Source organism: Actinosynnema sp. NPDC037264 (genome assembly GCF_055603705.1).
In genome coordinates this window covers 35,936-49,718 of the sequence record NZ_JBVJVK010000058.1, presented here as the reverse complement: position 1 = coordinate 49,718, position 13,783 = coordinate 35,936, and the positions used below count along the sequence as shown (strand labels likewise).

General features: G+C 71.3%; 16 protein-coding genes. 9 read left to right on the top strand and 7 right to left on the bottom strand.

The window, feature by feature from the left end; translation table 11 throughout:
* Positions 1-96 precede the first annotated feature (96 nt).
* Positions 97-363 carry a DUF6703 family protein gene (locus tag ACZ7GX_RS37390; protein WP_498784037.1) on the bottom strand — a complete coding sequence of 89 codons (267 nt, stop codon included), beginning with the start codon at positions 361-363 and terminating at the stop codon, positions 97-99.
* A gap of 17 nt (positions 364-380) precedes the next feature.
* Here ACZ7GX_RS37390 and ACZ7GX_RS37385 point away from each other — a divergent pair, with 17 nt between their 5' ends.
* The gene (locus ACZ7GX_RS37385; RefSeq protein ID WP_498720217.1) at positions 381-761 is read left to right on the top strand and encodes an antibiotic biosynthesis monooxygenase family protein; all 381 of its coding nucleotides are present in this window, start codon (positions 381-383) and stop codon (positions 759-761) included.
* A gap of 152 nt (positions 762-913) precedes the next feature.
* Complete coding sequence (locus tag ACZ7GX_RS37380; protein ID WP_498784035.1) at positions 914-2,299, top strand: glycine--tRNA ligase; 1,386 nt, start codon at positions 914-916, stop codon at positions 2,297-2,299.
* Positions 2,300-2,308: 9 nt separating this feature from the next.
* On the opposite strand, the gene ACZ7GX_RS37375 is transcribed toward ACZ7GX_RS37380, so the two are convergent.
* Positions 2,309-3,235: an AraC family transcriptional regulator gene (locus tag ACZ7GX_RS37375; RefSeq protein WP_498784033.1), complete on the bottom strand. Its 927-nt coding sequence runs from the start codon at positions 3,233-3,235 to the stop codon at positions 2,309-2,311.
* 82 nt (positions 3,236-3,317) lie between these two features.
* On the opposite strand from ACZ7GX_RS37375, the gene ACZ7GX_RS37370 reads away from it, so the two are divergent.
* Complete coding sequence (locus tag ACZ7GX_RS37370; protein ID WP_498784031.1) at positions 3,318-3,749, top strand: anthrone oxygenase family protein; 432 nt, start codon at positions 3,318-3,320, stop codon at positions 3,747-3,749.
* Between the two features lie 7 nt (positions 3,750-3,756).
* Here the strand turns inward: ACZ7GX_RS37370 and ACZ7GX_RS37365 are convergent, their stop codons facing one another.
* Positions 3,757-4,677 (bottom strand): SEC-C metal-binding domain-containing protein, encoded by a 921-nt coding sequence (locus tag ACZ7GX_RS37365; protein WP_498784029.1) that lies wholly within the window; start codon positions 4,675-4,677, stop codon positions 3,757-3,759.
* A gap of 707 nt (positions 4,678-5,384) precedes the next feature.
* Here ACZ7GX_RS37365 and ACZ7GX_RS37360 point away from each other — a divergent pair.
* Complete coding sequence (locus ACZ7GX_RS37360; protein WP_498784027.1) at positions 5,385-6,827, top strand: SulP family inorganic anion transporter; 1,443 nt, start codon at positions 5,385-5,387, stop codon at positions 6,825-6,827.
* Between the two features lie 37 nt (positions 6,828-6,864).
* Here the strand turns inward: ACZ7GX_RS37360 and ACZ7GX_RS37355 are convergent, their stop codons facing one another.
* Positions 6,865-7,311: a DUF6194 family protein gene (locus ACZ7GX_RS37355; RefSeq protein WP_498784024.1), complete on the bottom strand. Its 447-nt coding sequence runs from the start codon at positions 7,309-7,311 to the stop codon at positions 6,865-6,867.
* Between ACZ7GX_RS37355 and ACZ7GX_RS37350 the strand changes: the two genes are divergently transcribed.
* Both ACZ7GX_RS37350 and ACZ7GX_RS37345 read left to right on the top strand, forming a co-directional pair.
* Positions 7,300-7,893 carry a hypothetical protein gene (locus tag ACZ7GX_RS37350; protein WP_498784023.1) on the top strand — a complete coding sequence of 198 codons (594 nt, stop codon included), beginning with the start codon at positions 7,300-7,302 and terminating at the stop codon, positions 7,891-7,893. The two genes, ACZ7GX_RS37355 and ACZ7GX_RS37350, sit on opposite strands and share 12 nt — an antisense overlap.
* A 222-nt stretch (positions 7,894-8,115) precedes the next feature.
* On the top strand, positions 8,116-9,339 hold the full coding sequence (locus tag ACZ7GX_RS37345; protein WP_498784020.1) for a NucA/NucB deoxyribonuclease domain-containing protein: 1,224 nt from the start codon (positions 8,116-8,118) through the stop codon (positions 9,337-9,339).
* A 40-nt stretch (positions 9,340-9,379) separates the two neighbouring features.
* Here ACZ7GX_RS37345 and ACZ7GX_RS37340 read toward each other — a convergent pair whose 3' ends face one another.
* Positions 9,380-9,835 carry a hypothetical protein gene (locus ACZ7GX_RS37340; protein WP_498784018.1) on the bottom strand — a complete coding sequence of 152 codons (456 nt, stop codon included), beginning with the start codon at positions 9,833-9,835 and terminating at the stop codon, positions 9,380-9,382.
* Between the two features lie 126 nt (positions 9,836-9,961).
* Here ACZ7GX_RS37340 and ACZ7GX_RS37335 point away from each other — a divergent pair, with 126 nt between their 5' ends.
* On the top strand, positions 9,962-10,792 hold the full coding sequence (locus ACZ7GX_RS37335) for a hypothetical protein (RefSeq protein WP_498784016.1): 831 nt from the start codon (positions 9,962-9,964) through the stop codon (positions 10,790-10,792).
* On the opposite strand, the gene ACZ7GX_RS37330 is transcribed toward ACZ7GX_RS37335, so the two are convergent.
* Complete coding sequence (locus ACZ7GX_RS37330; RefSeq protein WP_498784014.1) at positions 10,780-10,971, bottom strand: hypothetical protein; 192 nt, start codon at positions 10,969-10,971, stop codon at positions 10,780-10,782. The genes ACZ7GX_RS37335 and ACZ7GX_RS37330 overlap by 13 nt on opposite strands.
* An 88-nt stretch (positions 10,972-11,059) precedes the next feature.
* Positions 11,060-11,791, bottom strand: a complete 732-nt coding sequence (locus ACZ7GX_RS37325; RefSeq protein WP_498784012.1) for a Type 1 glutamine amidotransferase-like domain-containing protein — start codon at positions 11,789-11,791, stop codon at positions 11,060-11,062.
* A gap of 53 nt (positions 11,792-11,844) precedes the next feature.
* On the opposite strand from ACZ7GX_RS37325, the gene ACZ7GX_RS37320 reads away from it, so the two are divergent.
* Both ACZ7GX_RS37320 and ACZ7GX_RS37315 read left to right on the top strand, forming a co-directional pair.
* On the top strand, positions 11,845-12,483 hold the full coding sequence (locus tag ACZ7GX_RS37320) for a YdcF family protein (RefSeq protein WP_498784010.1): 639 nt from the start codon (positions 11,845-11,847) through the stop codon (positions 12,481-12,483).
* A 21-nt stretch (positions 12,484-12,504) separates the two neighbouring features.
* The gene (locus ACZ7GX_RS37315) at positions 12,505-13,767 is read left to right on the top strand and encodes a deoxyguanosinetriphosphate triphosphohydrolase (protein ID WP_498784008.1); all 1,263 of its coding nucleotides are present in this window, start codon (positions 12,505-12,507) and stop codon (positions 13,765-13,767) included.
* Positions 13,768-13,783 lie beyond the last annotated feature (16 nt).

Here is a 13,783-nt window from a genome sequence, read left to right as displayed (position 1 = left end):
ACTACAACACCCGACGCGCCCACAGCGCCCTGGGCGGCCAGCCACCCATCACCCGACTGGCCCCCTAAGCATCAACAACGTCACGAATCAGTACAGCTAGAGCACGGACACCGTGACGAGCACCAGCACGGCCAGGACGAGCAGTCTCAACACGCGTGCGCTCGGCGTGAGCAGGGGCCACGTGGTGGCGAGCAGCGCCGCCACGCCGAGGGCCAGCAGGCCCAGCAGCAGCGCGCCCACCGTGCCCCGCAGCCACACGCCCGCCAGGAACAGCGCCAAGACCAGCAGGAACGCCGCCGGCGCGGGCACCCGCGAGAGCGGTCCGGCACCGGGGATCAGGGTCCGCTTCGAGTCACCAGCCACCGTGGCATCCTTGCACCGTGCTGCTCGTGTGCCGCTTCACCGTGGCGGAAACCGGGGTCGAGGCGTTCACCGGGCGCGTCGACCGGGCGTTGGCCCTGCTCACCGCCCAGCCCGGCTGCCGACGTGCCCAGCTGTCGCGGTCGACCGACGAGGCGGACCGCTTCGTGCTGACGGTCGAGTTCGACTCCGTGGTCGCCTACCGGCGGGCGTTGTCGCCGTTCGAGGTGCGCGAGCACGTCATCCCCCTGCTGTCGGAGGCGAGCACCGACGAGCCGGCCGCCTACGAACCGCTGCTGGTGGCCGCCGACGGCGCGGTCCGCCGCGAGGTGAGCCTGCTGGCGCACGACGCCGGCACCGTCCGCCTCGGCGAAGCCGCAGGTCCGACGACTCCACGCTGAGCGGGCCGGTCCCGCGACCCCGCCTCCGGACGCCGCCGTCACCGGAACGTGCGCGCACGGGTGCGGCCCGGTCGCCCGAGGGCTGCCCGACGGCAAGGACTACCCTGGCAAGCCCGTTTCCGTCCCTTTCTGCATCTCCCGATGGAGTGTCCGTGGCAGCCGATCGCATCGAGACCGTCGTCAGCCTGTGCAAGCGTCGCGGGTTCGTCTACCCGTGCGGCGAGATCTACGGCGGCACCAGGTCGGCCTGGGACTACGGTCCGCTCGGCGTCGAGCTGAAGGACAACATCAAGCGCCAGTGGTGGAACTTCATGGTGCGCGGCCGCGAGGACGTGGTCGGCCTCGACTCGTCGGTGATCCTGCCGCGCGAGGTGTGGGCGGCGTCCGGTCACGTGGAGGCGTTCGTCGACCCGCTGGTCGAGTGCAACTCGTGCCACAAGCGGTTCCGGCAGGACACGCTGGTCGAGGAGTACGCCGAGCGCACCGGCAAGCAGGTCGCGGAGGGCGACGTCTCCGACGTGCCGTGCCCGAACTGCGGCACCCGCGGCCAGTACACCGAGCCGAAGATGTTCAACGGCCTGCTCAAGACCCACCTCGGCCCGGTGGAGACCGAGGAGGGCCTGCACTACCTGCGCCCGGAGACCGCGCAGGGCATCTTCACGAACTTCCTCAACGTGCAGACCACGTCGCGCCGCAAGCCGCCGTTCGGCATCGGCCAGATCGGCAAGAGCTTCCGCAACGAGATCACGCCGGGCAACTTCATCTTCCGCACGCGCGAGTTCGAGCAGATGGAGATGGAGTTCTTCGTCGAGCCGGGCACGGACGAGGAATGGCACCAGTACTGGATCGACGAGCGCACGCGTTGGTACAACGAGCTGGGCATCTCCAAGGAGAACCTGCGGCACTACGAGCACCCCAAGGAGAAGCTGTCGCACTACTCGAAGCGCACCGTCGACATCGAGTACCGGTTCCGGTTCGGCGGCCAGGAGTGGGGTGAGCTGGAAGGCATCGCCAACCGCACCGACTTCGACCTGACCACGCACTCGGAGCACTCGGGCGTCGACCTGTCGTACTTCGACCAGGCCACCAACTCGCGCTACCGGCCGTTCGTGATCGAGCCCGCCGCGGGTGTCGGCCGGCCGATGATGGCGTTCCTGCTGGAGGCCTACACCGAGGACGAGGCGCCGAATGCCAAGGGCGGGGTGGACAAGCGGGTCGTGCTGCGCCTGGACCGCAGGCTGGCGCCGGTGAAGGCCGCCGTGCTGCCGCTGTCGCGCAACGCCGACCTGTCGCCGAAGGCCAAGGACCTGGCCAACGCGCTGCGCAAGCACTGGAACATCGAGTTCGACGACGCGGGCGCCATCGGCCGCCGCTACCGCAGGCAGGACGAGATCGGCACGCCGTTCTGCGTGACGGTCGACTTCGACACCCTCACCGACCACGCCGTGACGGTGCGGGAGCGCGACACCATGTCGCAGGAGCGGGTGTCGATGGACCAGCTGGAGGGCTACCTCGCCGCCCGCCTGATCGGCGCCTAGCGGCTCCGCTCACGCGCCCGCGCGGTGCTCGGAGGGGCTCACGCCGCGTTCCCTCTTGAACGCCGTGCTCAGCGCGAACGCCGTGCTGTAGCCGACCTGGCGGGCCACCGCGGCGACGGTGGCGGACGGTTCGCGCAGCAGGTCGGCGGCCAGGGTGAGGCGCCAGTCCGTCAGGTAGGCCATCGGCGGTTCGCCGACCAGTTCGGTGAACCGCCTGGCCAGCGCGGCCCGGGACACGCCGACGGCGTCGGCCAGCGTCGCCACCGTCCACGGACGCGCCGGGTCGCCGTGCAGCAGGCGCAGCGCGCGCCCCACCACGGGGTCGGCGTGCGCCGAGTACCAGGTCGGCGTTTCCGCCTCCGGACGGCAGAACCACGACCGCAGCACGGAGATCAGCAGCAGGTCGAGCAGGCGGTCCAGCACCGCCTCCTGGCCCGGCTCGTCCCGGGTGATCTCGTCGGCCAGCAGCGGCACCAGCGGCAGTTCCGCGCGCGGCACCACGAGGAACGGCGGCAGCACCGACAGCAGCCGTCGGCTCACCTCGCCGTCCAACTGGTACGTGCCGCTGAGCATCACCACCGACCCGTCGGGGTTCGCGCCCCACGTGCGCACGCCCAGGCCCCACTGCTCGCACAGCGCGGCGCCGTCCGGCGTGGTGGTGATCTCGCCGGGGTGGACCACCGCCTGCACGGGCGTGCCCGGGTCGTCGGCCAACGCGTACGGGTCGGGCCCGCGCAGCACGGCGACGTCACCGGCGCCCAGCGGCACGGGATCGCCGTCGTGCGGCAGCAACCACCCGCCGCCGCGCACCATCGCCACCACGGTCAACGGCGCGCGGTCCTCGATGCGCAGCGACCACGGCGGGTCCAGGACGGTGCGCATGAGGAACGCGCCACGGGCGCGCGGCCCGTCCAGCAGCCCGGCGAGAACGTCCACGGCCGCCAGCCTAAGACGCTCGCGTATGCGATCGAGGCGTCGAGCGATGGAAAGTCGAGGACCCGTCCACTTGACTGGGTCCATGTTCCCCACGGTGACGATCATCGCGGCCCTCGGCTGCGGGATGATGGCTGGAGTCTTCTTCGCGTTCTCCGCGATGGTCATGCCCGGGCTGCGGCGGGCCGAGCCGGCGGTCGGCGTCGCCGCCATGCGGGCGATCAACCTCGCCGTGGTGAACCCCGCGTTCATCGGCGTCTTCGTCGGCACGGCGGTGGTCGGTGTGGTCGCGGCGTTCGAGGGCGACCCCTGGGCGTGGGCGGGCGCGGCGCTCTACGTCCTCGGCGGGATCGTGCTCACGGGCGCGTTCCACATCCCGCGCAACAACGAGCTCGAACGGCTCGGCACGACCGAGTACTGGACCCGCTACCTCCGCGAGTGGGTGCCCATGAACCACGTCCGGGCGCTGCTCTCGGTCGCGGCTGCCGCCTCGTTCACCCTCGCAGCCCTCTCTTAGGCGTGGTTCACCGGCCTGGGCGGCCGCAGCACTTCTTGTACTTGGCGGCCGAACCGCACCAGCAGGGCGCGTTGCGGGCGAGTGGCCAGGCGACCGCGCCGCCCTCCTCGACGATCTCCGCCAGGCACGCCAGGCGGATCTGCTCGTCGGCGGGATCGCCACCCGTCCTGGCCGCGAAGTCCAAGAGCCGGTGGACGGTCAGCGGCACCATGGTGATCCGGGCGACGCCCGACTCGGACAGCTCGCGGTTGGCTGCCTCGCGGTCGGCGAGGACGGTCTCCTCGTCAGCGTGCTGCACCAGCCGCGGCCACGTCTCGTGCGCGCGGGAGATCTCGCCGCGAGGCCAGAACAGCACCCGCGCCTCCTTCGGCGACGCCCGCGGCGTCAGGGCGCGGGCGAACTCCTCCGCGTGGTCCTCCATGGACCGGACCGACTCGTCGAGCTCGTCCGGGGGCATCGCCAGGGCCTGGCGCACACGTCGCCGGCCGGCCAGGACGGTGTTGGCGTAGGAGGCGAACCCGAACTCGCCCGACCGCTGCGCCAGCTCCTCCTCGGTCAACCGGGACAGGGCCATGCCGTACCAGGTCAGCGCCTCGTCGAGGGAGCCGCGTTCCTCCAGCAGCTCGGCCGCCAGGTGGTACGGCGCCGGTGACGGCGGCCGTTCGCGCCGGAGGGTGTCGAGCTGGGCCTCGGCCTGCTCGACCCGGTCGAGGGGGAACAGCACGTCGGCCAGCGCCACGCGGGCCTCGTCGGCGTCCTCACCGCCCTCGGCGACGGCCTGCTCCAGCAGTGCGACGGCACGTTCGCCCTCGCCGGCCTGGCGCCACGTCTCGGCTGCCTCGATCAGGATCTGCGTCCGCTCGTCCGGGTACTGCTCCAGATCGGCTTGCAGTTGTGCGGCGATGTCCGCCGGCGTGCCAGTCTCCACCCCGCACAGGGTATTTCGATCACTCACAGTGATTGAAATACCCGGTAGATGATCTGCGTCACGAACCATCGAGTGAATATCGGGCGGAGTGGGCGTAGGCGGTTCCGGATTAACCGTCACGTCACCCGGATTTGTGACACTTGATCACAGGCGCGGCTCATCGGGGGGTGTCATGGCGCGTGTCGTCGTCGTCGCGATGGCCTTGGCGCTCGTCGCCGTGCTCGCACCCTCCCCGTTCGGCCACGTCGGCGTCGTGCGCGCCGTCCCGGTCGGGCACAGCGCGGCCGGCTCGGAGGAAGAACCCGCCCGCGAGTGCCGCCAGGGCCCCGAGCCGCGATCTTGGTCCACCCGATCGTGGCCGGCCAGACCGGCCGCGCGCTCTCACCGCGACGTTCCCGGCACGACCCGCCGCGCTACCGTGAGCACATCGCCGCCCGTAGGACGAGGCCGCGAAGAACACCTCCGTTCCTGGACCACGCCGTCGGCTTTACAGGTGTTCCGGAACTGATCGGCGCCCCACCGCCAGTAGATCGCATCGTCCGACCAACGACGAGTGGGGTAAACCGAATGGAATTCCGTCAACGGCTCCGGCCCGCCCGTGCGCATTCACCTCGCGTTTCCCGGAAAATGGGACGCGGGCCCGCCGGCGAGCCCGAACCCTTCACCCGCACGACATCACGCACCGTGAACGATCTGGGGGTCGGCGCGTGAGCACCCGGACCGAACGACCGGCGCCGCCGACCTTCTGGCCCGACGTCGGCGCCTCGCTGGTGGTCTTCCTGGTGGCGCTCCCGCTGTGCGTGGGCATCGCCGTCGCCTCCGGCGTGCCGGCGGAACTGGGCATCATCACCGGCGTGGTGGGCGGCCTCGTGGTCGGCCTGCTGCCCGGCAGCACCATGCAGGTCAGCGGCCCGGCGGCGGGCCTGACCGTGCTGGTCGCGGACACCGTCGCGGAGCACGGCCTGGCGGCGCTCGGCCTCATCGTGCTCGGCGCGGGCCTGCTCCAGATCTCCCTGGGCCTGCTGCGGCTGGGCCGCTGGTTCCGCGCCATCTCGCCGGCCGTGGTCCAGGGCATGCTCGCGGGCATCGGCCTGGTGCTCGTGCTCGGCCAGCTCTACCCGTTCGGCGGGCAGGACCAGCCCGCCACGACCGGCGAGAAGTTCGCGGGCCTGGCCGACCTCGCGCGGACCGCGGTGACGACGGCGGTCGGCTTGAGCGGCTTGGCCGTCGGCGTGCTGACGCTGGTCGTGGCGTGGCTGTGGAAGCGCACGCCGTGGCGCGCCGTGCCGGGGATGCTGGTGGCCGTCGTGGTCGCCTCGGCGGTGGGCGCGCTGCTCCCGCTGCCGCGCATCTCGGTCGGCCCGCTGACCGACGTGGTGTCCCTGGTCGACTTCTCCCCGCTGGACGCGGGCGTGCTGGGCGCGATGCTGACGTTCGCCCTGGTGGCGTCGGCGGAGAGCCTGTTCAGCGCGGCGGCCGTGGACCGCATGCACAGCGGGCCGCGCACGCGGTACAACCGGGAGCTGGTGGCGCAGGGCGTCGGCAACGCGGTGTGCGGTGTGCTCGGCGCGTTGCCGATGACCGCCGTGATCGTGCGCAGCGCGACCAATGTGGACGCAGGCGCCCGCACCCGGCTGTCCCGCGTGCTGCACGGCGTGTGGCTGCTGGTGTTCGTCGTGCTGCTGCCGGGCGTGCTGTCCTACGTGCCGCTGGCGGTCCTGGCCGCGCTGCTGGTGCAGGCGGGGTGGAAGCTCCTGGCGCTCGGACAGGTCCTGGCCCTCGCCCGCGCGCACCGGGCGGAAGCCGCCGTCCTGGTGCTCACCGCGGGCCTGATCGTGGTGACGGACCTGCTCACCGGCACCCTGGCGGGCCTGCTCGCGGCGGTGGTCAAGACGGCCTGGGACATGTCCCGCCTGACCGTCACGGTGACCGCGCACGGCGAGGACCACCACCACGTGGCGGTGCGCGGCAACGCGACGTTCCTCAAGTTGCCGGGCCTGCTGGAGACCCTGGAGGCCGTGCCGGACAGCAAGCACGTCCGCGTCGACCTGACCGGCGTCCGCCACCTCGACCAGGCGTGCGGACAGGCGATCGACCACTGGGCCGCGAGACGCGGCAGCGTGGAGCTGATCCACCCGGTGTCCGACTGAGCCGGGCCCCCGGCGCGGCGATCCCGCGCCGGGGGCCTCAGGACCCGGTCCGCCGGGCGTGGTTGGCGTGCTTGCGCGCCGCGAACGCGTGCGCCTCGGCGAGCAGCGGCCGGACGGCGTCGAGCGTCGCCTCGTCCGGCGACACCACGCAGACCCAGTGCTGCGACGCGTAGACCGGGTGCGGCATCACGCGATCCCGTTCCGCGTAGTCGAACCCGGTCTCCAGCACGCCCTCCTCGTCGCGCTCGGTCGGCACGGCGCCGAACATCGCGGTGTAAGTCGCTTTGGTGAGCCCGATGTTGAGCCGGTAGGCCCCCGGCTCGCTCAACCGGGACACCCGCTCGTAGTTGTCGCCGGTCACGATCGTCGCGAACGGCAGCCGGCGCTCCGGCGGGAGATCGCCGTCGGGGTCGTAGAGGAAGAACGTGTCGCCGTACGCCTCCATCACGCGGGTACCGGCATAGGACTTGAGGTGCTCCGTCATCTCCTCGGCATTCACACCTTCAAGCGTATCTTTGAACTCCTATTTGAAGCTTGCGCGGAGAATCTCCTGGAAGCTGGGGAAAAACCTTCAACTCTTGGTTACGCCGAGGCATGGACTTCCGGCCTGGCTGTACGAGACCCGAACGGCGTCTCGGGCGCGAGTCGCGGCAACGAACAGCAGACAGCGCTCTCTGAGCACGTCGTGCCCATGAGCGACGGTGTCCTCGGTTTCCGGTGTGATGGCGACGCGGAGAGGTACGACCTCCTGTTCGACACCGACCAACGCCACGCAGCGGAACCCTCGCCGGAGGCGGACCCGTTCACGCCGGAGTGGTTGGTCTACTCGTGGGAGGACACGCCGGTCCGCACGATCCGGGAAGTGGTGACCATCCCGCCGCCCGGCGACCCGGGGCTGCTCGCGTGGAATCACACCGATAAATGCCGTTGTTCGCCGCCGCCTCGAATGATCAATGCGAGCCGATCTGGAATAACTCAAAGATGTTGTCAGGTGTCGCTGTGCGCTGCTAGCTTCGCGGTCGTGCAGGGGAGGCACATTGCTGGACGGGGGTCCTGCGTGATTTGAGCGCGGTAACGCGCTGGGGGGATTTACTGTTCGCTGCCTCTCAAGCCGTTGTTCTCACGACAACGAAGGCGAGCGATGAAAAATCATTCAACGCGTTCACGCGGGTGGATTCGTGTCCTGCTGGCGGGACTGATCGCATCGGTCACGGTGGCGGGTGGTGCACTGCCGGCTTCGGCTGCCCCCGATTCCATTCCGCCCGATCTGCTGTCGAAGGGCACGGTGGTGTCCTCGGAGCTGAAGTTCTACCCGGCGAACGAAGTCGGGGCGACCGGTGACACGGGGGCGCGCACCGGTCCGCGGCCCACCCTGGAGCAACTGCGCCAGGAGGACCGCGACGCCAAGGCGACCTACCGGTCGGACTACGGCCCGCCGCAGCTCACCGCGCAGGGCTGGTCACCACCGCCGTTCGAGTACGACTACATCACCGGCCCGGACGAGTGCCACGAGCACGCGGACGTCGCCGGCTCGGACGACGGGTGGATCAAGAACCACTACGCCTTCTGCCGCATCATGAAGGGCGAGAAGGGCGACCGGATCTGCGTGCTCAACCAGTGCGTCACCGTGAAGTCGACCTTCCGCGTCACGATCCTGGGCTTCGGGTCGGAGCGCGACCGGGCGGTCCGGTTCGTCACGTTCGTCGACGACATCGTCTCGAACACCCCGGCGCTCAAGGAAGCGACGTTCCTCAAGCTCGACCTGGAGTGCGTCGCGCTGCTGAACGGCGACGAGTGCACCGAGGACCCACGACAGCCGACGGACCTGGAGAAGTCGCTCGCGGAGTGGGAGCGCGTGCCGGCCTACGCCACGCGCTTCACGTCCACGGCGCCTGCGCTGACGCCGGAGAACCCCAACCGGCTCGGCTACATGGACTTCTGGTCCCGCGCGACGGCGAGGGTGGTCGGGCTGCCCGGCTCGCAGCCCCAGACGAAGGACAGCCCGCCGCAGAAGGTCCGGTACGACACCGTCAACTACCTGAACCTCAACGGCAACAACGCCGCGATCTTCAGCAGGGTCAAGGCCGTCATGCACATCCCGGTGAGCCGGCCGGAATTCGCGGCGATGACCGAGTCGGCGGCGCACTACCGGCTCGCCCAGCAGTCACCGCAGCTCACCATCCCGCGCATAGACGGCAAGACGATCCCCGGTGCGGTGAATGGCGAATCGCTCACCCGCTGGTACTTCAACAACACGAACCAGAACCGCGCGGAGGCGGTGAAGGCGTGCGTCGCCGAATGGGGCTCCGGTTACGCCGAGGGCGGGAAGTACCAGTGTGACGAGTACCCGTTCAACACCACCCACCAGGGAGCGGCCCGCGGGGATGGGAGATTCTCGGTGAGCCGCATCTCCGGCCCGGACAACGAGGCCGCCGGCACCTGGCTGGGAGCGTGGTACTCCTACGACCGCATCCTGGACAGCGACGCGTTCCACGTCGACCCGACGCCGTGACGGTGGGCGGGACGGGCGGTCGACCCGTCCGTCCCGCCGCTCACCGGGGCCAGAACTGCATGACCCAGTGCTCGACGACCTCTTCCGTGTAAGGCAGGGAACCCACTTCGGCGGCGGCTTCGCGGCCGCGGCAGTGCACCCGCATCGCGTGGACACCGGGACCGCTCAGCCGCAGGGTCCCCTCCGGCGCCCAGGTCGTCACGGTGACCAGTCGCAGCACCCCGGAGGTGAGGGGGATCTCGTCCTCCCACACCACGTCCCACCGCCCCTCGGGCGAGTCCGCCGGCCCGTCCCACGACTCCAGCCGCACGGCCGCCAGGTGCATGGCACCGCCACTGCGGAAGACGGCGCCGTTCTTGCCGGTCAGCATCGTCTCCGGTGAGCCCAGCGCGGACCAGCCCGGCTCGCCGGGCTCCACCCGGTCGTCGTCGATGAGGCCGAACTTGCCCCACTCGACGGTGACGTGCTCGTCCAACGCGGCCAGCAGCCTCGCCATCCCCGCCCCCTCTGGGAGTTCGCGGTCCGTGGTGTACCAGCATGCCCGTCCCCGTCACCACCGCGAGCGGGTGCCGGACGGCCGCGTCCGCGTACGGGGCGGGCACGACGATCTATCGTCCTGCCGGTGACCTCGCACAGCGACCCCGAGCGGACCCGGTCACGCATCGCCGAGCTGGACCGGTACATGAGTGTCCACGTGCTGGGTGACGGCGGGTTCACGTGTGACAAGGAGACCGTCTGTCGGGCGTCGGCGTTGCGACGCCAGGGCACGTCGTTCTGGCGCGGCCGGCTGTCGCACGTCGGCCACCACTACGACATCGTGGAGGACGGCCGACCGTGGCGCGTCCTCGTGCTGGGCATGGAGACCGGCAGGGAACGCGAGCACGTCACGCTGGCGGAGCGGCGGGCCGAGCAGCAGCCGGTGATCGACGGCGACCCGCGCAGCCGGAAGCCGCACATGAAGGGCACCGCGAGCGCGTTGCGACTGGCGTTCGGCCGCGAACCGGGGCCGGACCGGCGTGGCGAGCTGCTCGACCTGGCGAACACCCCGAGCCCCGTGCACGTCATGGACGCCTACGCGCTGGTCAACGTCCGGCTGTGCTCGGCGGTCGCCACCGGGACCACCACCTCGCGGGGGACGCCGGTGATGACCGCGAACTGCCTGCCGCACCTGGCGGCCACGGTGCGGGTGCTGGAGCCGGCGCTGTGCGTCCTGCAGAGCCGGCCCGCCCGCGCCGGGATCGACTCCATCGTGACGCGGGCGCGCACCCTCGCGCCGAACCTCGAACACGTCCACCTGGCCGGCGTACCCGTCTACCTGGCGTCGTTCGGCCACCCGCACCAGATGGGGCCGCACTCGTCGCTGAACTGGGGCAGGTCGTTCTCGACGCCCTACCTCGACGGCGTCGTGGCCCCGGCCATCCGAACGGCCCGCGAGCTGTATCAGAGGGCCTGACCCGAGTCGTCGGCCCGCGTGTCGCTCAGGGGCCTCCGCAGGCGGAACATGGAGAGGTCGAAGCCGTTGGCGCTGCCGGTGATCGGCTCGCCGTCCTCGGTGGCGTACCGGAGTGACTTGAGGTGGTCCTCGGACAGGAACGCGGCCCGAGGCCAGGTGCTTCGCCCGCTTGGAGCCATGAGCGCGCTGATCGTCCACGTGGACGACGACGTCTGCGGTCAGGTGCGCCCCGTCCTCCGGCGTCGTCCCACCTCCGCGCGGTCCGTTTCACAACCGCCTGACGTCGAGCGATTCCTCCTGTGCGGTTCCTGAAGATTCGTCACGTCGCACCACGTACGCACCGCCGGTGCGCCGTTCGGACACCGCCTCCACGAGCTCGGCGCCGTGGTAGACGAGCCCGGCGCCGTCGTCGGTGCAGTGCGTCTCCGGCAGCACGCCCGCCGCCACCGCCGCGTGGATCGTCGGCCGCCGCGCCGCCTCGCTGTCGTAGTGGACCCCGTTGCCGTACGGCAGGAAACCCAGGCCGTTCGTGATCACGCGCAGCTCCGGGCCGAACGAGTCCGTCGGGCCGCCGAGGAACCAGCAGATCGACCCGGCGGACACGCCACCGAGCACGACGCCGTCCTGCCACGCGCCGCGCAGCGCCGACCCGAGGTCGTGCACCGCCCACACCGCCAGCAGGTTCGCCACCGAACCACCGCCGACCCACACGACGTCGTGCGAACCGAGGAAGCCCGCGACGTCGGTCGTCGGCGGCATGGTGAACAGGTTCAGGTGCGACACCTCCCACCCCGCCAGCTGCCCGGCTTCGGAGATGTCCGCGTTGAACCACCGCTGGTCGCCCAACGCGGTGCCGATGTGGCACACCCGCGGTGTCCGGCCGTGCACGCCGGACAGCTCGACGGCGTGGTGCGCGAGTCGGTGGAACTCCAGGTTGGTGCGTCGCCCGGCGCGGAAACCACCTGAGGTGGCCACGATCGTCGGCTGGTCTGCTGCCATGTCGGCGATCCTGGCAGCCCTCACGCCCGCGCGGGTGTGGGATCATCCCCGGCGTGACGTTCCTGCCGAGACTCCGCAGGCTGGCCACGCGCGTCGTCCTCGGCGGCCTCGTGATCGGGCTCCTCGTCGTCGGCGGCACGGCGTTCCGCGTGTGGCAGGTGGCCCGCGAGGACGACCGGGCCCACGCCGACATGGCCGTGGTCCTCGGTGCGGCCCAGTTCAACGGCGTGCCCTCCGACGTCCTGGAGGCACGGCTGGAGCACGCGCGCCGGCTGTACGAGCAGGGCGTGGTCAACTACATCGCCACCACCGGCGGCAGGCAGCCCGGCGACAACTTCACCGAGGGCGAGGCCGGCCGGATGTGGTTGGAGGCGCACGACGTGCCCACCGACCGGATCCTCGAAGTCGGCGAGGGCACCGACACCCTGGGCAGCATCCGGGCGCTCGCCGCCGCCGCCCGCGAGAAGTCGCTCACCACGGCCGTGATCGTCAGCGACCCGTGGCACTCGCTGCGGGCGCGCACGATGGCCGAGGACGAGGGCCTGTCCGCGTGGACCTCGCCGACCCGCAGCGGGCCGAACGTGCAGACCCGCCAGACCCAGCTGTTCTACATCCGCCGCGAGACCGGCGCGCTGCTCTACTACCACCTGATGAAGGCGCCGGCTGGCGCGTTCGACGGCATCCTGCTGTAGGTCGCCGCTTACCCTGAGCGGATGAGCCAGGGCTACACCGGACACGACTCCGCGCGGCTGCTCCCCGAGCCGCCCAAGGGAGCGGTGCTGCCCGGAGCGCGCACCGAGAGCCGCTCGCCGTTCTCCCGGGACCGGGCCCGCGTGCTGCACTCGGCGGCGCTGCGCCGGCTCGCGGGCAAGACCCAGGTCGTCGGCCCCGGCGAGGGCGCGGAGGTGACCGGCGTGCCCCGCACCCGGCTCACCCACTCGCTGGAGGTCGCCCAGATCGGCCGCGGCATCGGCGAGGAGCTCGGCTGCGACCCGGACGTGGTCGACACCGCCGGCCTCGCGCACGACATCGGGCACCCGCCGTTCGGCCACAACGGTGAACGCGCGCTCGACGAGCTGGCCGGTCCGTGCGGCGGCTTCGAGGGCAACGCCCAGACCCTGCGCATCCTGACCCGGCTCGAACCCAAGACCGCCAAGGGCCTCAACCTGACCCGGGCGTGCCTCGACGCGGCCACCAAGTACCCGTGGACCCGCCGTCCCGGGATGGTGAAGTTCGGCGCCTACGACGACGACCTCGACGTGTTCACGTGGGTCCGCGAAGGCGCGCCCGATCGACGGCGGTGCCTGGAAGCGCAGGTCATGGACTGGGCCGACGACGTCGCCTACTCCGTGCACGACGTGGAGGACGGCGTGCTGGCGCACCGGATCAGCCTGGCCGCCCTCGGCGACCCGGCCGAGCGCGCCGCCATCGCGGGCCTCGCCGCCAAGCACTTCTCCGACGAGCCGACCTCCGCGCTCGAAGCCGCCGCCACCGAGCTGCTCGCCCTGCCGGTGATCGCCGAACTGGCCGAGTACGACGGCTCGCTGCGCGCGCAGGTCGCGTTGAAGCGGCTCACCAGCGAGCTGGTCGGCCGGTTCGCCTCCGCCGCGGTCGGCGCGACCCGCGAGGTGCACGGCGACGGCCCGCTGAGCCGCTACCGTGCCGACCTGGTCGTGCCGCCCCTGGTCGCGGCCGAGGTGGCGCTGCTCAAGGCGGTCGCGGTCCGGTACGTGATGAGCGACCCGTCCCGGCTGGCCATGCAGGCCCGGCAACGCGAGCTGGTCGCCGAACTGGTCCACCTCCTGCTGATGCGCGCCCCGGACACGCTCGACCCCGCGTTCCACCCCTCCTGGGCCGCCGCCGGCACCGACGCCGAACGGCTGCGCGTCGTGGTCGACCAGGTCGCCTCGCTCACCGACGCCCAGGCCGTGGCGTGGCGGCGGGCGCTCGCCGGTCCCGCCCCCGAACCCCTGTGACCGGTGGCACACTCGA